We start from the raw sequence: 18,734 nt of genomic DNA on the forward strand, positions 1-18,734 counted from the left end.
GAACGTGCTCAGCACTTACCCAGATGGCTGCATGACTACAATTGGCACCGGCAACATGGCAGCCTTGACCATAAACCGCCCATCAGCGTCCTTGGGTTACCCGAGGACAACCTCATGAGACTCCACATCTAGGGAACCTCTGCACGAATGCCATACCACTCTGGCCTGGCGAGCCGTTGTAAGAACAAGACGAGTCGTCGCCGGTACGCTCCGTGGCCACATCGAGGCGACGCAACGCGGAAAATGGCGGCTCGACAGGCCCCATAGGGCGCGCCTTGCATCTGGCCGGATCAAGGCACGCAGAGCGGCGTGCCATTCGTGCAGAGTTTCCCTACTAGCTACCCAGCGCCACGTCCAGCACCATCATCACGATGAACCCCCCGATCACGCCCAGCGTGGCGGCATCGGCGTGGCCGCTGCGCTGCGCCTCGGGGATCACCTCCTCGACCACCACGAAGATCATCGCCCCGGCGGCAAAGGCAAGCGCGTACGGCAGGATGGGCTGCCAGAACAGCACCGCGGCCGCGCCGATCACCCCCGCGATGGGTTCGACCACGCCGGACAGCTGCCCGTACCAGAAACTCTTTCTCCGGCTCATCCCCTCGCGGCGCAGCGGCATGGCAACCGCCATGCCCTCGGGGAAATTCTGGATACCAATGCCCACGGCCAGGGCAATCGCACCACCGAGGCTGGCCTGGTCAAGTCCGTGGGCGAGCGCGCCGAAGGCCACGCCGATCGCCAGCCCCTCCGGGATGTTGTGCAGGGTGATCGCCAGCACCAGCAGGGTCGTTCGCCGCCAGGTGGTGGGGACGCCTTCGGCCTCGTGCATGGGGGCGTTGAGGTGAAGGTGGGGCAGGATCCAGTCGGCTCCACGCAGGAACGCCGCCCCCAGCGCAAAGCCGACCGCCGCCGGAAACCACGCCGGCACGGCAAGCTCGCCCGCCATCTCGATGGACGGCGCCAGCAGCGACCAGAAACTGGCGGCAATCATCACCCCCCCGGTGAAACCGAGCAGGATGTCGAGCAAACGCCGGTTTTCCCGGTCGGTAAAGAACACCGGCGAGGCGCCGGCCGCGGTCATGCCCCAGGTGAACAGCGTGGCGACCAGGGCCTGCATGATCGGCGAGGCGTTCAGAAAGGCCTGCCATGGCGCGAGAAGCCAGTCGATCACACCGTCTGCCCTGCATTGGTTTCACACCGGCATTCGCCGCGCATCCGATCCCTCCCCTAGTTCGTCAACATCATAGCCGAGCAGCCCGACGCGTTACGACGACCGGCCACGCACGTGATCCCGCCTTGTCGTCTAAGCTATTGATGGTACTCGCCAAACCCACATGAAAGGAGGTGAGCCATGAGCAACGACATGCTGAAGGTCATCGAAGTGTTGGCCGAATCCGAGCAGTCCTGGGAAGACGCCGCCAACCAGGCGATCGCCAAGGCCAGCCGCAGCATCCACGGCATCAAGTCGATCTACATCAAGGACTTCGAGGCCAAGGTTGAGGACAACCGCATCACCAGGTACCGGATCAACGCCAAGATCACCTTCGAGCTCGACTGAGCGAAAAGGCGAAGCGAAAGGACCGACCGGCCCTGCGCACTGGGGGCCGGTTTTTTCGTGCGTCGATCAGGCCCTCCACCGCCCTACTGTTCGGCGGCCACCTTGTCGGTGCGCGCGGCCATGATGAAATCGTTGCGGTGCAGGCCGCGGATCTTGTGGCTCCACCACGTGACGGTCACCCGGCCCCACTCGGTCAGCAACGCGGGATGGTGTCCCTCCGACTCGGCGATCTCGCCCACCGCGTTGGTAAACGCCAGGGCGCTCGCAAAGTCGTCGAAACGGAACACGCGCTCGAGCTGCCGTACCCCGTCGCGTGTGACCACCTGCCAGTCATCCCGCAACTCCTTCTGCAACGAGGCGATCTCGTTGTCGTCCAGGGTGGGCGCATCGGCCCGACAGGCCTCGCAGTGGTTCGCTGCCAGTTCGCTCATGCGTTTCTTACCTCGTCGACGTCGAAACTCGGGACGCGCCGCCCAATTCGGGGCGGCAACAACGTCACCGGACTGTAGGCAACGGCAGTGCCCTCGTCCATCGCTGTCCTTATTCGACACGGCGTGTTAGTTTGTATAGCTATCTAAACAATTGCGGCACGACGCGGCCACTCATTCCCTTCGTTGGCCCCAGTGATATTGAAGTCGTGCCGCTCTCCGTACACCGAGGTGCACGATGACCGAAACACAACACCACCATCGGCTGGGCCTGATCCTGATGGCCCTCGCCGTCCTGACCATCCCGATGTCGGACACCATCGCCAAGTGGCTCTCGGCCGAGCTGTCGGTCGGCGAGATCGCCTGGCTGCGATTCGTGTTCCAGACCCTTTTCCTGCTGCCGTTCCTCGCCATCTATCGGGCCGGCGGTCGCCTTCGGGCCCTCCATCTACTGCTCGGCACATTGATTGCCGCCTCGATCCTGTTTCTGTTCTGGGGGCTGGCCCACCTGCCGCTTGCCAACAACATCGCGTTGTTCTTTGTCGAGCCGTTGATCCTGGTCATCTTCTCCGCCCTGTTCCTGGGCGAGCGCATCACCATTCGGCGCTGGATCGGGGTACTGGGCGGACTGGCCGGTGCCGTGGTCATCCTGCGTCCGAACTGGAGCGCCTACGGGCTGGCCTCCCTGCTCCCCATCGCGGCGGCGGCCTGCTATGCGGGCTATCTGACCGCCACCCGCGCCTGGGCCAGCGCCCCTCGCCCGCGGGATGCCCTGGTGCTGCAATTCTGGGTGGGCGCGGCCGCATCAGCGATCATGCTGGGCTTCATCCTGTTCGGCCAGGGCTTCGACTGGTCGCTCACCCATTGGGCGATGCCCAGCCCCTCACAATGGGTCTGGCTGGCCACCGCCGGCGTGCTCGCGGCCTTTGCCCACGTGCTGATCGCGATGGCCTTCGCCCGCAGCGACGCCAGCCTGCTCGCGCCGCTGCAGTACCTCGAGATCTTCGGCGCCACCCTGCTCGGCTGGCTGATCTTCAGTGAATGGCCGGATGCCTTCACGATCCTCGGCGGCCTGATCATCGTTGCCGCGGGCCTGGTGGTGATCCGCGAGCGGCCGGTCGAGGCGCACCCCTGACCGCCCCACCAGACACGCGCAGGAAAGCCGTTGCGCAGACCAAAAAAATCCCGCCAGATGGCGGGATTGTCGTATTGAGTTGAGGGACCGCCCGTATCAGGCGCTTTCCATGTCCTCGCTGTACTTGCCGAGGCTCGCCAGGCCGTTGTACTTCGCCCGCGTCAAGGCGCGCTGCTGTGCCTCGGCCACGTTGCCCGGCTCGCCCTTCCAGTAGTTGAGCGCCGGGCCCTGGATGGCTCTGGCATAGGAGAAGGTCAGCGGCCACGGCAGGCGATCGCCGTGGCGGGTGTGCATGGCGTTCAGGTGCGCGGTGGATTCCTCGACGCCCTGACCACCGGAGAGGAACACCACGCCACCGAGTGCGGCCGGCACGGTGCGACGCAGGGTCTCGACGGTGCGATCGGCCACCTCGTCGACGCCGGCACGGTTCGAGGCGCCCTTGCCCGAGATCACCATGCTGGTCTTGAGGATCACGCCCTCGAGCATGACGTTCTGGTGATAGAGCTGGCGGAAGACCTCATTGAGCTCCTCCTCGGTGACCCGCTCGCAGGTGGTGATGTCGTGATCGCCGTCGATCAGCACCTCGGGCTCGATGATCGGCACCACCCCCGCCTCCTGGCACAGCGCAGCGTAGCGCGCCAGGGCGTGGGCGTTGGCCTCGATGCAGCCACGGGTCGGCAGGCCCTTCGCCGTGTCGATCGCGATCACCGCACGCCACTTGGCAAAGCGCGCGCCCATCTCGTAGTACTCGGCGAGGCGCTCGCGCAGCCCGTCGAGGCCCTCGGTGACCTTCTCGCCGTCCGAACCGGCGAGCGGCTTGGCACCGGTGTCAACCTTGATGCCGACCACTTGGCCTCGCTCGCGCATCACGTCGATGAAGGACTTGCCGTCCGCCGTGGACTGGCGAATCGTCTCGTCGTAGAGGATCGCCCCGCTGACGTATTCCTCGAGGTTCGGCGTGGTCAGCAGCAGCTCGCGGTACTCTCGCCGCTTCTGCTCGGTGGGCTCGATGCCGACGGCCTCGAAGCGCTTGTTGCAGGTGCCGTTGCTTTCGTCGATGGCCAGTATGCCCTTGCCGGGGGCGACCATCGCCTTGGCTGTCTGGATCAACTCGTCGGCCTTCTCGGGACGATACATGGTCATGCGCGAACTCCTTGATTCCGTGAATGAAATCGTGTCGTGAAAAGTGACCGCCCTAGGGAAACTCTTCACGATTCGATGGCATCTCTGGCTTGCGGGTTTGTCCGCAATCAAGGCACCGGACCGAAGACGGGCTCGTTGCCCGTCGAGGGACGGTAACGCCGAGTGCGAACAAACCCGCGAGCCCCGTCCGGGCGGGCCTCCAAGGGCCCATCTGCGGCGTTGCAGCCCTTGTAAAGGGCCACGGCCCTTCACGGCGGACTGCGCCTTGCATCTGGGCCCTTGGAGGTCCCGCAGAGACGTCATCGAATCGTGAAGAGTTTCCCGAGACAATAGCCCCTCGCGGGCCGGTTTTTCAATCCGGCACGCGCCACGCGCCACGCGCCACCTTAGAGGTACGCACCGCCCCCGCCGATCGCGATGCTCACCAGACCCAGCCACATGATGATGTGCACCAGCCGGCGGATCCGCGGGATCATCTCCCCGGCACGCGACCAGTCCTCGGCGGCCACGGCCAGGTGCAGTTGCCGGTACGGCCCGAAGGCGAGCACCACGAAGGCGATGATGGTCAGCCAGCCGAACAGCTGCATGCCGTGCAGGTAGCCCGGCGAGGCAAACCCGCCGAAGCTGGAGAACAGCAGGCCGTAGCCGCTGATCAACAGGGCGGCGATCAGCACCCACACCCAGCGGAAGAAACGAGTGAACACCCGATCCCAGAGCGAGACCCGCTCGGGGCCGGAGAGAAAGCCCACCGACGGGCGCAGAATCACGTAGGCGTAGAACACGCCGCCGATCCAAAGGACCGCGGCCAACAGATGGATTACCTTGAGCAAACCGGTCATGTCGTCATTCCTCTGCGTTTATGGGGTCGTGTCAGGTGTTGGCCTGTCGTGACCGACGGACGGTCTCGTAGGCGTTCTGGATTTCCTGGCTGCGCTCCTTGGCGAGCTCCACCATCGAGTCGGGCAGCCCCTTGGCGATCAGCTTGTCCGGGTGATGCTCGCTCATCAACTTCCGATAGGCACGCTTGACCTCGGCGTCGGTCGCCGAGCGCGTCACGCCTAGCGCCTGGTAGGCGTTTTCCAGCGCCGCGGCCGTGGTCGGCGCCCCCGGGCCACGCTGGTAATGTCCGGCCAACAGTGCCTCGAGCCGGGAGAAGTCCGCATCCGAGACGCCGAGGGCGTGGGCGATGCGCAACAAAGCCTCGCGCTCGGCCGGCGCGATCTGACCGTCGGCGAACGCCGCCTGGATCTGGATTTCCAGGAACACGCGCAGCAGCGTCGGCTGGCTGCCACAAACGCGCACGAAGCGACGGATGCTCTCGTCGGGGTCGAAGTCACGCGCCTTGCCGCGGTTGAACGCCTCGATCGCCCGCTTGCGACGCCCCTTGGTCAGGCGCATCTGCGTCATGATTTGCTCGGCGGCACGAATCTCCGCCTGCGTGACCTGGCCGTCGGCCTTGCAGACGTGACCGAGCACCGTGAAGGTGGTCTCGAAGAAGGTCTGTTGCACCTCGAGCAGTCGCCCGCCGACGCGCTTGATCCGGCCGACGAAACGATCGAGAAAGTGCCCCAGCAACAGCCCGATGCCTGCGCCAATCCACCCGAAGATCCAGTAGCCGATGCCGGCCCCCGCCAGCTTTCCAATCCAGGACATGCGTCATCCCATTAGTGAACCGAACGTGCAGTGTGCCAAAAACGAGTGCGCCTGGTCCTGCCACCGCCCAGGTTCCGACGTCCCGCTGACATGCCACCCCCGCCCGGCGGGGCGGATCGATGCCCGAATCCCATCCCAACCGTCCCGCGAGACAGGTACACTCGGGCGGGTCCATCCACCCCGGATCCACACGGCCCGCGACCCGCGTCGCGCTCAACAGGGAGACTGCCGCCATGGGAACTGAAACCTGGATCGTGATCGGCATCGTGGCGATCGCCGTCGTCTACGTCATCCACGTCTACAACAAGCTGACCTCGTACCAGACCCAGTACGAGAACGGTTTCGCCCAGATCGAAACCCAGCTCAAGCGCCGCCACGACCTGATTCCCAACCTGGTCAACACGGCCAAGGGCTACCTCGAGCACGAGGCCTCGGTACTCACGGAGGTGACCGAGGCGCGCGCCGCGGCCGAGAAGGCCGTCGAGGCCGCGCATGACCGCCCGGGCAACCCGGAGACCATGGACCTGCTCTCCCGGGCCGAATCCGCGCTCAACAGCGGTCTGGGCCGCTTGAACGCCACCTTCGAGGCCTACCCGGATCTCAAGGCCGACGCCAACATGCGCCAGCTCTCCGAGGAACTGGCCACCACGGAAAACCGGGTCGCCTACGCCCGCCAGGCCTACAACGACCTGGTGCAGAAGTACAACGAGTATCGCCGCTCCTTCCCGCCGGTGATGATCGGCAAGCTGGTCGGCCACGGCCAAGACGCCCGGTTGCTCGAGTTCGAGGACAGCGAGGCCATCCAGAAGGCCCCTGAGGTCAGCTTCTGAGTCGACCGACGATGGATTTTCGCGAACAACAGGACCTGGCGCGGCGACAGACACGGATACTCGTGGGACTGTACGTGCTCCTGCTGATCGTCGCGGCGGCGGCCGTGGGCGGGCTGGTCTGGCTCGCCCTGACACTCGGCGAGCAGGCCCAGGCCAACCAGCCGGGTGCCGTATCCAGCCTGCCGACCGACGCCACGTGGCAGGCCGTCGCCTGGGCGGCCGGCCTGACTGGCGGCGGCATCCTCCTGGTCACCCTGTTTCGGTGGTTCACGCGCTCGGACGGCGCCAAGGTCGCCCAGTCGCTCGGCGGGCGAGAGCTCACCGGCGCGGGCGAAACCAATCTCAGCCCGGCCGAACGCCAGTACCTGAACGTGGTCGACGAGATGGCGATCGCGGCCGCCCTGCCCCGGCCGCGCGTGTTCGTGCTCGACCGTGAGGCCGGGATCAATGCCTTCGCCGCCGGCACGAAACCGGAGAACGCCGCCGTGGCCGTGACCCAGGGCGCGCTGGACAACCTGAGTCGTGACGAGCTGGCCGGGGTGGTCGCCCACGAGTTCGGCCACATCGCCAATAGCGACATCAAGCTCTCCGTGCGCGTGGCGGCGATGGTGTTCGGCTTTACCTTTCTGTTCTTCGTCGCCCGCTGGTGGTTCCACGTCGGCGTGGGCCCGGGCCGGCGGGACGCCCGCCTGCGCATCGCCATGCTGGTGGGCGCGGCGGCCATCGCGCTGGTGGGGCTGCTGACCGTGTTCTTCGGTCGCATCCTGCAAGCGGCCGTCAGCCGCCAGCGCGAGTTCCTCGCGGATGCCTCCGCCGTGCAGTTCACCCGCTATCCCGACGGCCTGAAAAGCGCCTTCGAGAAACTCAAGGGCGGCGCCTCCTCCCGGGTGGAGTCCGACGCCGCCGCGGAGATGAACCACGCCTTCCTGTTCCGCGCCGGCGGCGCCCGCCTGTTCGACACCCACCCGCCGCTCGACGAACGGATTCGGCGGCTGGAAGGCCAGCCGTCGCCGTAGGAGCGGCTGTTGGCCGCGAAACGCACAGGTGGCAACATCAAGCTATCGCGCCTGAAGGCGCTCCTACGGGGCACGATGGCTTGGCGGTCGTCGCCGTTCTCAGTGGATCGGTTCGTGGGTGAACTCGATCACGGCGCGGGCGTCATCCGCTGCCTGGGCAAAGGCATCGGCGCCGGTACCGCTGTAGGTCGAACCACCGAACACGGCATCCATGATCGATTCGGTCCGCTCCACGAAGACGCCGTCGCCGTCCGGGTCGGTCAGGTAGGTCACGCTGCCGCCGTGAATCGCGGTTCGATCATAGGCGAACCCGGATAGATCGTAATAGCCGTCCTCGGCATTGTTGATACCGAGAATGGTGTTGAGGTAGACCACCGTATCGACCGTGATCGCTTTCGTCTTGGACGCGGCGCCCCCCAGGAACGCGGCGGCCTCCTGCAACGTCCAGCTGCCCTCGGTGAGCGCGGCCCGGTACAGCGACAGGTTCGCCAGCGGCGAGTCGATGGTCAGTTCATTGCCATCGGCATCCACCACCAGGAACCGACCGGCGGCATCGGTCTCGATCTCGCCATCGGCATCCAGCGACAGCGTGCGTAGCGCCTCCTCGAACGCGTGGTCCAGCACGGATGGCGGGGCACGGCCGACGTTTAGCCGCTCGAACTCCACTTCCTGCAACGCGTTCTCGTCGACCACCTCGGTAAAGCCTTCCGCCTCGGGGTCGTCGGAGGCGTAGGGGATCACGTTGCCGTCGGCATCCACGAACTGCACCCGCCCCAGGTTGTCCAGCTCGGGCGAGCCGTCGGGTTCCCGCAGGATCACGTAGAGATCCCCGTACAGGCTGCCCTTGCCCGCCGAACCGCCTTGAATGCGATCGAGGCTGTCTCGCCCCTGGCCGCGGAACACGCTATCGACCAGGTGCTGACTTCCGGACCCGGCATGGCCGCCGCCCTTGCCCCCGGTGCCACCCTTGCCGCCCGGACCTTTCTTTCCATGGTCGCTGTCGGCGTGATCGTCCGTGTGGTCATCGGTGTGCGTCGTGCCGGTATCGTGGCCGCCGCCGGACGAATGCCCGCCACCGGCATGCCCCCCGGAATGACCGCCCTCGGCCGCCTGAACGGCCGGGACGGCGGTAAACGGCGCGGCAGGCCCCCTGTCGATGAACATCGACCCCGAAACCAGCCCGGCGACGGCCAGGCTGGCAAACAACGGTCGATACGTGGTCTTGACCGAATTCGTGATCGTCATTTGAATCCCCTCGGGATTACCCGTTTGTGCTGATTGCTCGTCTTTCTTGAGAGCAATGGCGAAAAAAGACCCCCGGTGTACGGGGGTCTTCAAGATGGCTACCAGCCATTCCACCTCACCAGGCGAATCAGTGAATCGGTTCGTGGATGAACTCGATGACCTGCACGGCGTCGTCCGTGGACAAGGCGTAGCCCGTGGCGCCCTCGCCAGTGGCGGCTTCGCCATCGAACACGGCATCGACCAGCGGCTCGGTGACCGTGATGTAGGTCCCGTCACCTTCCGGATCGGTCAGGTAGCTCACCATGACACCGTCATACGCCTCGAGGCGATCGTAGGTGAAGCTCGCCAGGTCGACCCAATCCATGGTGGTGGCGCCCGTGTCCGGATCCGTGACCTCCTGGTTCAGGCCGAGGATGGTGTTCAGGTAGACCACCATGTCGAGCGTCACGTTGCCGAACTTGCTCGCCGCGGCGGCCAGCAGGGAGTCGGTCTGGTCCAGGGTGAACGTCTCGTTGCCATCGATGTCGTCGTTCAGGCGGATAATCGCGTCCTGGTAGAGCGCCAGGTTCTCGAGCGGGGAGTCGATGGTGTAAACCACACCGTCAGCGTCCTCGATCACGATGCGACCGGCCGCGTCGAACTCGAACACACCATCGGCATCCAGCGCGATCGTCTCGAGTGCCGTGTCAAGCGAGTGGCTCAGCACCGCCTGCGGAGACCGGGCGAGGTTCAGGCGGTCAAACGCGACTTCCTGAAGCAGAGACTCGTCGGCCACCTCCGTGAAGCCCTCGTCTTCCGGATCATCGGAGAGGTACGGAATCACGTTGCCCTCGGCATCGAGGAGTTGCACGCGGCCTTCGTCATCCAGAATCGGCGCCCCCGTGAGCGGGTCGCGCAGGACGACGTACAGATCCCCGTACAAGTCACCCATGCGGTCACCGGCGTTCGGGTTGCCTCCACCCATGTCCGTGCTCGGACCATCGCCTTCCGGCGGCCCCTTGTCGTCCGGGCGACCACTTCCACCGACGGCATCACGACCGCCAGCCCCCTGACCACGCAGCACGTCGTTGACATCCATGCTCTGCTGGCCACCGGAGATACCCCCGGCGCCACCGATGCCACCCTGACCTTTCATGGCGCCACCGGCACCCTGGCCACCCTGACCGTGGTCGGAAGCCGCATGAACCGACGAGATCGGCATGAGGTTGTGCGTGTAGGTGTTACCGACCAGCATCGGCACTGCCAACACACCGGCCGCCACCAGGCTCGCGGTCAGGCGTTTGCGGTTGGTATTAAAAAGCGATTTCGTGTTCATGAGGGAGCCTCCTTTCTCAGCTTTCCCAATTCACTCATATGCCCATAAACTTCTTGTGACAAGGTGGCAAGCCCATCAAATTTTACAGACCAGACCAACACGGATTTATCAAACCAACTACCGAATAAATCCACAGAAAAACAGTCGGTTACCTGATCGCGCGACTGGCGCCATTTGGGCCCTCCACCGCCGTTTTCACCTGAGGACTCAGCGCCCAACATCCCCCGGAAATACGAAACCCCGCTCGACGGCGGGGTTATTTTTGCGCGGTCAAATGGAACCGCCCCAGGGCGGAAACGGGCTAGAAACGGAAGCCTACCCCGAGCCGGAACTGATCGATCTCGTTGTCCACTTTCACCGTGTCGGTATTGTCGTGGGTGGTCGCGAACCGGATGTCACCGTAGTCCGTGCGGTTGTAGTCCAGCCGCACGAAGGTGTTGGGCGTCAGCGGCAGCTCGGCACCCAGGCCGATGCGCGTGCCGATCTCGCTGACATCGCGATTGATGTCGTTGTCCGGGTTCTCGCCCTTGCGATAGCGATAGTTGAACTGGCTACGCGCCTTGCCCAGCCGGGCGTAGAGCAGCGTGCCGTTGTCCAGCTGGTAACCCAACCGCGCCGATAGCGCTTGGCCGCCCTTCTGCTCCACGGAAAAATCGCGACCGGTGGGTTCGCGTAGGTGCTCCCATTCCGCGCCGCTGTTCTCGACGTCCAGTTCCAGGCCGAGATAGATCCGATCCCACTGCCAGCCGTAACCGGTAAACACGCCGGTGCTTACGCCGTCGTTGCCAAAGCTGGCCTGCAGGCGAGAGCGGCCCGGGTTGGAGCCACCGTCGTTATGAATCGCATCGAGATCGGAGCGCAGCAGGGTGTGCCCGACCTGTGCACCGGCGTAGAAGCCACCAATATCGCCCTCCGTCGGATCAACCGGTGCGTAGTCCTGGGCGCCGAAGCGCCAACCCAGGCCGAGGCGGAACAGCCCTTCCCGGGTTTCGAACCGCTCCACGCCGTCGGGCGTGGTGTTGTAGACCACGTCGTAGCCATCGTAATCCGTGATGCTGTAACCCATGCGCCAGAACAGGTGCTTGCCCGCCGGCACGTCGACACCCACCCCGTAGCTGGTGCCGGTCTGGTCGTCCGACTCGTCCGCGGCGTTCTGCGGGGCGTCGTTGGCCTGGTAGAAGGTGTCGAACTCGCTACGGACCATGCCGAGCTGCCCGTAAAGCAGCGCCCCGTTGGCCAGCACTCGACCGCCGCGGAGACTCGCCCCCCAGCTGTCGTTCATGTCCAACGAAAAGGTGCGGCTGGTCGACTTGTCCTTGGCATGATCCCAGTCGGCACCGCTGCGGGCGCCCTCGATCTCGATACCGCCATACCAGTGGTTGGCGGTCGTCAGGCCCCAGCCGGCGAACAAGCCGGTGTTCCAGCCGTTGCCGACCATGGTGGCGGTATCGGTGCCTTGCTCGCCGCGCGGGCCGGTGGTGTCGGTAGCCATGCCACTCACCCCGGCCTGCGCACCGGCGTAGAAACCGCCGCCGAGTCCGGAACCGCGCGTGTCGGCCAACCCGGAGAACGTGCCCGCAACGACCGCCGGCTCACGCACCGGGTAGAGCAATGCCTTCAAGCGCAGGTAGAACTGGTCACGCTGGTAGTTGCCGTCGAACAGGTCGCCGTTGAACTGATCCTGCTTTTCATTGAACGGGGCGCGGAAATCGGAGTCGCGCTGGAAGTGGCGGTAGTCGAACTGCAGCAGGAGGTTCCGGGTCAGCCGGTACTCGACACCCACCCCGGCACTGATCAGGTCGTCGGTGCGATCGACCTCCTGGTAGTCCACCTGACCGTAGGAGGCCAGCGCGGAGAGGGTCGTGCGGGGCGTCAAGCGGTGCTCGACACTGGCCTCGGCGCGGCTGTAGAGGTAGCCAGACGACACCACCGGCACCCCATCCTCGATCTGCCAGTAGGTGGTCTCCTCGAGAGACCGATCGATCGCACCGCGCAGGCGAGTGAATGGCGTGACCTGCCAGTTCACCTGCGCTCCGACGTCGGGCGTCGTGATCGAGGAAAAACGCGGGTCGTCATAATCCTGGTAAAGCAGGCCGCCGTATACCTCGCCGCTGACCCCCGAACCGGAATCGAAGGTGGCACCCACGGCAAGCCGTTGCCCATCCGAATCACGGCGGTAATCCAGGTCGTCGCGTGAATCCCGGTAACGGCGGGTCTCCGTCGAGGCCTGGACGAACGGCTGCACCCGGGGGGAGTGGAGGTAGGTCAGTCGCGCGCCGAGGGCGTAGATATCCCGGTCGCGGTCGTCATGGTTGATCGGTACACCGTCGACAGTGATACCGCTGTCGTAGTCGAGGCGCTGGGCGGTGCCGCCGAGGCGCAGCACGGTCCGGCCGATGCGCCGGGCGTAACCGCCGTGGGCATCCAGGCTGTCGTAGGTCACCGGCTCGATCCCGGCCGCGCCCTCCGGCGAGGTGCGATCCTCGTGCGTCCGGGTATAGCCCAGGCCACCGAAGACGTTCGACACCGTGTTGATGTCGTAGCGCCCATCGGCATTGAGCCAGAAGTCGTCGTAGTTCTCGTCGCTGTTGTCGCGGTAGCGCGCGAGGTCGGCCCCGGCGTTGAAGTTCAGCTCGTGGCTGTCCCAGTCCGAACGCACCGCCAGGCTGGGCGAGAGGATGCCGACAGTATCCGCGGTCTCGTCCTCGATCGGGCCCCGGGGGTCGTCCTTGTCGACCGGCACCGACCCGTTCACGCCGTAGATGTTGGTGTCGTACAGCGTGGTCACGGTCAGCTGGGGGAAGAACAGAAAACCGCCCAGGGCGTGGCCACTGGACGGCGTTTCACTCGACGCGTTTTCCGCTGCCGACGCACCGGGCTTGGCCGGTAGTGGAGCCGCGTCCTAGGCATAAACGGTCAGCGGACCGACGGACACCGCGCCGAGGGCGATGGCAATCGACCGGGAAAGGCGTGTGGACATGGCAGACCTCCTTCTGCGCAGGCGGTCGAGATGACGGATCCCTTCATGGATCACTCGCCTGTATGCCCACTTAGATACGCCTGATGAGGTGAAATGTCGATTAGGTTGTTAAGCAACCGTTGCAACGTCGCGACACGCGGACGATTCGGCCTTACACGATCTCCACGGGGGCGAGTCAATCGGCGCCGCCCCGTCCGGGCCCGGTGGCCAGCTGACGTGATGGCTCATCGAACCCGTGCATGACCCCCGATCAGCCGCGCACCAGCACGGCGCCGGGCGGCACGTGGTGTTGAAGATCGCGACAATTGCCCGGCGGCGGCTGGTCGCCCGGGCTGCGATCCGGGTACCAGATACGGCATTCGCCCGGTGGCGGCAGATGGCCGGCCGGGATGCTCACCGGGGTGAGCGAGGGATCACCGCCCGGGTGGATGATGACCGTGCGTTGATCGCCTCCCGGACCCGTCATGGCACAGCCGGCAAGGAACACCAACCCCGCAAGGATCGCCCCTCTGACGGCTAGGCGGCCGGTCACCACTCGATTCATGGTTTCGTCTCCCGGTTTTCGGCGCGGGCGAAGTACTCGCGCGTGATGGCGAACACGGTGCCCGACAGGGCGATCAACGCGATCAGGTTCGGGATGGCCATCAGGGCATTAAGGATGTCGGCCACCAGCCAGATCAGCTCGAGGTTGGCGATCGCCCCGATAAACAACGCCCCCACCCAGACGTAGCGGTATGGCTTGATCACCTTCACGCCGAACAGGTACTCGGCACTTCGCTCACCGTAGTAGCTCCAGGCCACGATGGTGGTGAAGGCGAACAGGACCAGCCCGCCGGTGACCACCCAGTTACCCCCGCCCAGGCTCTGGGCGAAGGCCGCCGAGGTGAGCGCCGCGCCGCTCTCGCCAGTCTCCCAGACACCGGAAAGCACGATCACCAGCGCGGTCATGGTGCAGATGATGATGGTGTCGATGAAGGTGCCCAGCATCGCGATGGTGCCCTGGCGGACCGGGTCGTTGGTCTGTGCCGCGGCGTGGGCGATCGGCGCCGAGCCCAGGCCCGCCTCGTTGGAGAAGATGCCGCGGGCGACCCCGAAGCGGATCGCCGCCCAGACGGCCGCCCCGGCGAACCCGCCGGTCGCCGCCGTGCCGGTAAAGGCGTCACTGACGATCTGCGCGAGGGCCGCCGGCACGTCGGTGATGTTCAGCAGGATGATCACCAGGGCAAAGCCGACGTAGAGAATCGCCATCGACGGCACCAGGTACTCGGCCAGGTGCGCGATGCGGCGGATGCCGCCGATGATCACCACGAACACCAGCGCGGCCAGCACCAGACCGGTGGCCCAGTCGGGAATGGCGAGGTTGGACTCGAGCACGTCGGCCACCGAGTTGGCCTGCACGGTGTTGCCGATGCCGAAGGCGGCGATCATGGCGAACAGGGCAAAGGCCGCGCCCAGCCATTTCCACTTCGCGCCCATGCCGTTCTTGATGTAGTACATCGGCCCGCCCACGTAGCGACCGCGCTCGTCGACCTCGCGATAGCGCACCGCCAGCACGGCCTCGGAATACTTGGTCGCCATGCCCACCAGCGCGGTCAGCCACATCCAGAAGATCGCGCCGGGCCCGCCCAGGGCGATCGCGGTGGCCACCCCGGCGATGTTGCCCGTGCCGATGGTCGCCGAGAGCGCCGTGGCCAGGGCCTGGAAGGGGGTGATGTCGCCCCGGTCGTCCTTGCCCGCGTGACGGCCACGGAACAGCTGGCGAAAGCCGTAGCCGATGCGACGGATCGGCATGCCGCGCAGCCCGGCGGTGAGATACACCCCCGTGCCGAGCAACAGGGCCAACATCACCGGCCCCCAGACGAATCCACTGATGCTGCCAAGAAACTCGGTCACTGCGTCCATCGTGTCTGCTCACTCCCTTTGGTGATTTCGCGTGGGTGGTTCGCGCGCAATAGCTGCAAACCCTAACCGGTTTTCCCGCCGATATGCCAGTGCGATGGGCACCTGACGCCCGTTTGACCGCTACCACGGTGTCGAGCGCATGCTAGTCTCGGTTGCATCGTCCCCACGGACTCGAGAGGCACTCATGGCCGACGCGCCTACCCGGCTGGAAGCCGATCAACTCTACCGCCCCTGCCCGGCGAGCTCGTTGCCGTTCGAGACGACCGCCGAGCTCGATCCGCCGGCCGCCCCGCCGGGCCAGGAGCGGGCGCTCGAGGCCCTGACCTTCGGCACCGAGATCGCTGACGGGGGCTTCAACCTCTATGCCCTCGGCGCGACCGGCAGCGGCAAGTACGCCGTGGTGCGCGACTTCCTCGAGCAGCGCGCGCGCCGGGATGCCCCGCCGCCGAGCTGGGCCTACGTGTACAACTTCGACGACCCGGACAAGCCCCGCCTGCTAAAACTGCCCGCCCGGGCCGGGCGCGACCTGCAAACGGAGCTGGACAACCTGGTCAACGAGTTCCGCACGGCCATTCCGGCGGTGTTCGAGAGCGACGAGTACCACAACCGCATCCAGGAACTGCGCGAAACCTACAAGCGCCGCCAGCACGAGGCCATCGCCGCGATCAGCAAGGAGGCCGAGGCGCGGCATATCGCGATGGTCAGCACCCCCAACGGTTTCACGCTGGGTCCCTATCGAGACGGAAGGATCCTCGACCCCGAGGCGTTCAGCGAGCTGCCCGAGGAAGAGCAGAAGGCCTGGCAGGCGGCCATCGACGAGCTCGAGGTCAAACTCAAACAGACGCTGCAGCAGATCCCGAAATGGCAGAAGGAGGCGCGCGAGCGCCTGCAGGCGCTTAACGAGGAGATGCTGCGCGTGGCGGTTGGTCAGCAACTGCAGGCCCTCGAGGAACGCTGGGCGCGCCTGCCCGACGTGACCCGGTTCATCGGCTCGATCCGGGACGACATCATCTCGCACGTCAACGACCTCGAGGACGACAGCAGCGCCGTTCCCGAGGAGATCCTCAACCAGTACCAGATCAACCTGATCGTCGATAACGCCGAGCTGCACGGCGCGCCGGTGATCTACGAGGACCTACCTACCCACGCACGCCTGATCGGGCGCATCGAGCACTACTTCCGGGAAGGCGCGCTGCTCACCGACTTCCGCCTGATCCGGGCCGGCGCCCTGCACCGGGCCAACGGTGGGTACCTGATCCTGCACGCCCGCCAGATCCTGATGCAGCCATTCGCCTGGGAAACGCTCAAGCGGGCGATCTACGGCAAGCAGGTCCGGATCGAGTCGCTGGAGCAGCTCTACGCGGTGTTCACCACGATCACGCTCGAGCCGGACCCGATCCCGCTCAACGTCAAGGTGGTGCTGATCGGCGACCGCCTGCTCTATTACCTGCTGGCCGAGTACGACCCGGATTTCGCCAAGCTGTTCAAGGTCCAGGCCGACTTCGAGGACACCCTGCCCCGCGCCGCCGAGAGCGAGATGGACTACGCCCGCACGCTGGCCGCGATCGCCCGACGGGACGGTCTCAAGCCGCTGGACCGGGGCGCTGTCGCCCGCAGCATCGAGCACGCCAGCCGCCTGGCCGACGATCGCGACAAGCTCGCCGCCGGGACCCGCCCGATGGCCGACCTGCTCGCGGAGGCCAACCACCTGGCCGGCACCAGTCACGCCAACCACATCGCCGGTCACCACGTCGAGATGGCCATCCGCCGCCAGGAGCAGCGCGCCGAGCGGCTGCGCGAGCGGGCGGTCGAGGCGATCCTGCGCGGCACGCTGAACGTGCCCAGCCAGGGCGAACGGGTCGGCGCGGTCAACGGGCTTGCCGTCAGCGAGCTGGGGGGATTCCGTTTCGGGCTGCCCACGCGCATCACCGCTACCGCCCGCCCGGGCCGCGGCCAGGTGGTCGACATCGAACGCGAGGCCAAGCTCGGCGGCAACATTCACGCCAAGGCGGTGATGATCCTCTCGCGCTATCTCGCCAGCCGCTACGCCCCGGATGGCGAGTTGTCCCTGTCGGCCAGCCTCGCCTTCGAACAGATGTACGGCTCGATCGACGGCGATTCGGCCTCGGTGGCCGAGGTCGCCGCCCTGGTCTCGGCGATCGCTCGGGTATCGATCCGCCAGTCATTCGCGGTGACCGGCTCGATCAACCAGCTCGGCGAGGTGCAGGCCATCGGTGGGGTCAACGAGAAGATCGAGGGCTTTTTCCGCATCTGCCGCGACCGAGGGCTCGATGGCTCGCACGGGGTGATTATCCCGGCGAGCAACCGGCCGCACCTGATGCTCGACCCGGAGGTGCGTAGCGCGGTCGGGGCCGGTCGCTTCGCCATCCACGCGATCGAGCACGTCGAGCAGGCCCTCGACTTACTCACCGGGCTGGAGCCGGGGGAACGCGATACACACGGCAACTTCCCGCCCGAGAGCCTCAATGGCCGCGTCGTCGAACGCCTCGCTCGCTTCGCCCGCGCCACGCGTCACGATCGCGGGCGGGATCGACACGAGCCTGACGGGGTCGGGCCGGGATGAGCGGCCCGCAGGTCCTGTTGCTGATCGACGCCTCGCCGACCAGCCGGGCCGCGCTGGCCAGTGCCGCCCGGCTGGCACGACAGCAGCACGGCGAACTGGTCGCGCTGTTCGTCGAGGACCAGGACCTGCACGCCTCGGCCGGCCACCCCTTCACCCGCGAGATCAGCGCGCTGTCGGGCGAGTCGCGCCCCTTCGACCGCGAGACCCTGCTCACGCGCCTGGCCCAGCAACGCCGCCAGATCGAGACGATGCTGGCCGAGCTCGACCACGATGCCCCGTTGCGCTGGCGCCTGGAGGTAATCACCGGTCCGGTGTTCGAGAGTGTCCGCGCCGCCGCCCAGACCGCCGACTGGGTGGTGATGGGCAAGACCGGCTGGTCGGCCGGCCACGGGGCACGACTGGGCTCGGTTGCCCGGCGCCTGCTGGAAAGCGGGTGTCGCCGGCTGCTGCTCTGGCAGGCGACCACCGAGAGCGAGATGAAACCGGTCCGGCGGATCGTCCGACCCGCCGCCCACCCGGTAGGCCGATCGACAACCGCCCGCACCCCACAACGGACCGAGGAGCGACGTGCGCCGGTTGTCGCCCTGCTGACCTCCCAATCGGCCGCCGAGACCGTGGTCCTCGCCGCGCACGCCATCGCCGTGGCCACCGACCGCCCCTGCCACCTGTTCATGCACCCGGGCATCGACCCGGCCACCCTGCCGTCGCTGGTTGCCTGGCGCCAGGAGGGCGAACCGCCGCTGGTCCTGGAGTTGATCGATGCCCCATCGGCCGATGTCGAATCGGCACCCGACCCAACCTTGCTGCGCACCCTGCAGCAAACCCGGGCGTCGGTGGTCGTCCTCGCCGCCGACGCCGGTGCGACGATTGGCCGACCGCTGGCCGACCTGATTGCCGACATCCACCACCCGGTAATCCTGGTCCCGTCTGCCCCGGTATAGGGCT

16 protein-coding genes and 1 pseudogene are annotated in these 18,734 nt (G+C 66.1%); 7 read left to right on the forward strand and 10 right to left on the reverse strand.

Annotated features, from left to right (window positions below; translation table 11 throughout):
* Positions 1 to 132: pseudogene (locus tag FAZ79_RS06265) on the forward strand (IS481 family transposase); the annotation flags it as partial.
* A gap of 202 nt (positions 133 to 334) precedes the next feature.
* Here FAZ79_RS06265 and FAZ79_RS06270 read toward each other — a convergent pair.
* Entirely contained in the window at positions 335 to 1,171 is an 837-nt protein-coding gene (locus FAZ79_RS06270; protein WP_211238806.1) for a ZIP family metal transporter, read from the reverse strand.
* Positions 1,172 to 1,351: 180 nt separating this feature from the next.
* On the opposite strand from FAZ79_RS06270, the gene FAZ79_RS06275 reads away from it, so the two are divergent.
* Positions 1,352 to 1,558 (forward strand): dodecin family protein, encoded by a 207-nt coding sequence (locus tag FAZ79_RS06275; protein WP_231505741.1) that lies wholly within the window; start codon positions 1,352 to 1,354, stop codon positions 1,556 to 1,558.
* A gap of 83 nt (positions 1,559 to 1,641) precedes the next feature.
* Here FAZ79_RS06275 and FAZ79_RS06280 read toward each other — a convergent pair whose 3' ends face one another.
* A complete protein-coding gene (locus tag FAZ79_RS06280) occupies positions 1,642 to 1,989 on the reverse strand; it encodes a 4a-hydroxytetrahydrobiopterin dehydratase (RefSeq protein ID WP_136867127.1) in 348 nt (115 codons plus the stop codon).
* Between the two features lie 235 nt (positions 1,990 to 2,224).
* On the opposite strand from FAZ79_RS06280, the gene FAZ79_RS06285 reads away from it, so the two are divergent.
* Positions 2,225 to 3,121: a DMT family transporter gene (locus FAZ79_RS06285; protein WP_136867128.1), complete on the forward strand. Its 897-nt coding sequence runs from the start codon at positions 2,225 to 2,227 to the stop codon at positions 3,119 to 3,121.
* A 96-nt stretch (positions 3,122 to 3,217) separates the two neighbouring features.
* On the opposite strand, the gene FAZ79_RS06290 is transcribed toward FAZ79_RS06285, so the two are convergent.
* The 3 genes from FAZ79_RS06290 to djlA form a co-directional block, all read right to left on the reverse strand.
* A complete protein-coding gene (locus FAZ79_RS06290) occupies positions 3,218 to 4,258 on the reverse strand; it encodes a class I fructose-bisphosphate aldolase (protein WP_211238811.1) in 1,041 nt (346 codons plus the stop codon).
* Positions 4,259 to 4,650: 392 nt separating this feature from the next.
* Positions 4,651 to 5,103 carry a CopD family protein gene (locus tag FAZ79_RS06295; protein WP_136867130.1) on the reverse strand — a complete coding sequence of 151 codons (453 nt, stop codon included), beginning with the start codon at positions 5,101 to 5,103 and terminating at the stop codon, positions 4,651 to 4,653.
* A 31-nt stretch (positions 5,104 to 5,134) separates the two neighbouring features.
* Complete coding sequence (djlA, locus tag FAZ79_RS06300; RefSeq protein WP_136867131.1) at positions 5,135 to 5,917, reverse strand: co-chaperone DjlA; 783 nt, start codon at positions 5,915 to 5,917, stop codon at positions 5,135 to 5,137.
* Positions 5,918 to 6,150: 233 nt separating this feature from the next.
* Here djlA and FAZ79_RS06305 point away from each other — a divergent pair, with 233 nt between their 5' ends.
* Positions 6,151 to 6,747, forward strand: coding sequence for a LemA family protein (locus FAZ79_RS06305; RefSeq protein ID WP_136867132.1), 597 nt, complete (start codon positions 6,151 to 6,153; stop codon positions 6,745 to 6,747).
* Between the two features lie 11 nt (positions 6,748 to 6,758).
* Entirely contained in the window at positions 6,759 to 7,763 is a 1,005-nt protein-coding gene (locus FAZ79_RS06310; RefSeq protein WP_136867133.1) for a M48 family metallopeptidase, read from the forward strand.
* A gap of 99 nt (positions 7,764 to 7,862) precedes the next feature.
* On the opposite strand, the gene FAZ79_RS06315 is transcribed toward FAZ79_RS06310, so the two are convergent.
* The 5 genes from FAZ79_RS06315 to FAZ79_RS06335 form a co-directional block, all read right to left on the reverse strand.
* Complete coding sequence (locus tag FAZ79_RS06315) at positions 7,863 to 9,008, reverse strand: hypothetical protein (RefSeq protein WP_136867134.1); 1,146 nt, start codon at positions 9,006 to 9,008, stop codon at positions 7,863 to 7,865.
* 127 nt (positions 9,009 to 9,135) lie between these two features.
* Positions 9,136 to 10,323 (reverse strand): hypothetical protein, encoded by a 1,188-nt coding sequence (locus FAZ79_RS06320; protein WP_136867135.1) that lies wholly within the window; start codon positions 10,321 to 10,323, stop codon positions 9,136 to 9,138.
* Positions 10,324 to 10,624: 301 nt separating this feature from the next.
* The gene (locus tag FAZ79_RS06325; RefSeq protein ID WP_282097230.1) at positions 10,625 to 13,144 is read right to left on the reverse strand and encodes an outer membrane beta-barrel protein; all 2,520 of its coding nucleotides are present in this window, start codon (positions 13,142 to 13,144) and stop codon (positions 10,625 to 10,627) included.
* Positions 13,145 to 13,553: 409 nt separating this feature from the next.
* Positions 13,554 to 13,847: a hypothetical protein gene (locus FAZ79_RS06330; RefSeq protein WP_136867137.1), complete on the reverse strand. Its 294-nt coding sequence runs from the start codon at positions 13,845 to 13,847 to the stop codon at positions 13,554 to 13,556.
* Positions 13,844 to 15,205 (reverse strand): sodium:alanine symporter family protein, encoded by a 1,362-nt coding sequence (locus FAZ79_RS06335; RefSeq protein WP_136867138.1) that lies wholly within the window; start codon positions 15,203 to 15,205, stop codon positions 13,844 to 13,846. Before FAZ79_RS06335 ends, FAZ79_RS06330 begins: the two co-directional genes overlap by 4 nt.
* Before the next feature lie 184 nt (positions 15,206 to 15,389).
* Between FAZ79_RS06335 and FAZ79_RS06340 the strand changes: the two genes are divergently transcribed.
* Together FAZ79_RS06340 and FAZ79_RS06345 are read left to right on the forward strand one after the other, a co-directional pair.
* Positions 15,390 to 17,789, forward strand: a complete 2,400-nt coding sequence (locus FAZ79_RS06340; RefSeq protein ID WP_136867139.1) for an ATP-binding protein — start codon at positions 15,390 to 15,392, stop codon at positions 17,787 to 17,789.
* On the forward strand, positions 17,786 to 18,730 hold the full coding sequence (locus FAZ79_RS06345) for a universal stress protein (protein ID WP_136867140.1): 945 nt from the start codon (positions 17,786 to 17,788) through the stop codon (positions 18,728 to 18,730). Before FAZ79_RS06340 ends, FAZ79_RS06345 begins: the two co-directional genes overlap by 4 nt.
* The last annotated feature ends 4 nt before the right edge of the window (positions 18,731 to 18,734 follow it).

This window comes from Guyparkeria sp. SB14A (assembly GCF_005096345.1).
In the GTDB taxonomy this organism is placed as follows: domain Bacteria; phylum Pseudomonadota; class Gammaproteobacteria; order Halothiobacillales; family Halothiobacillaceae; genus Guyparkeria; species Guyparkeria hydrothermalis.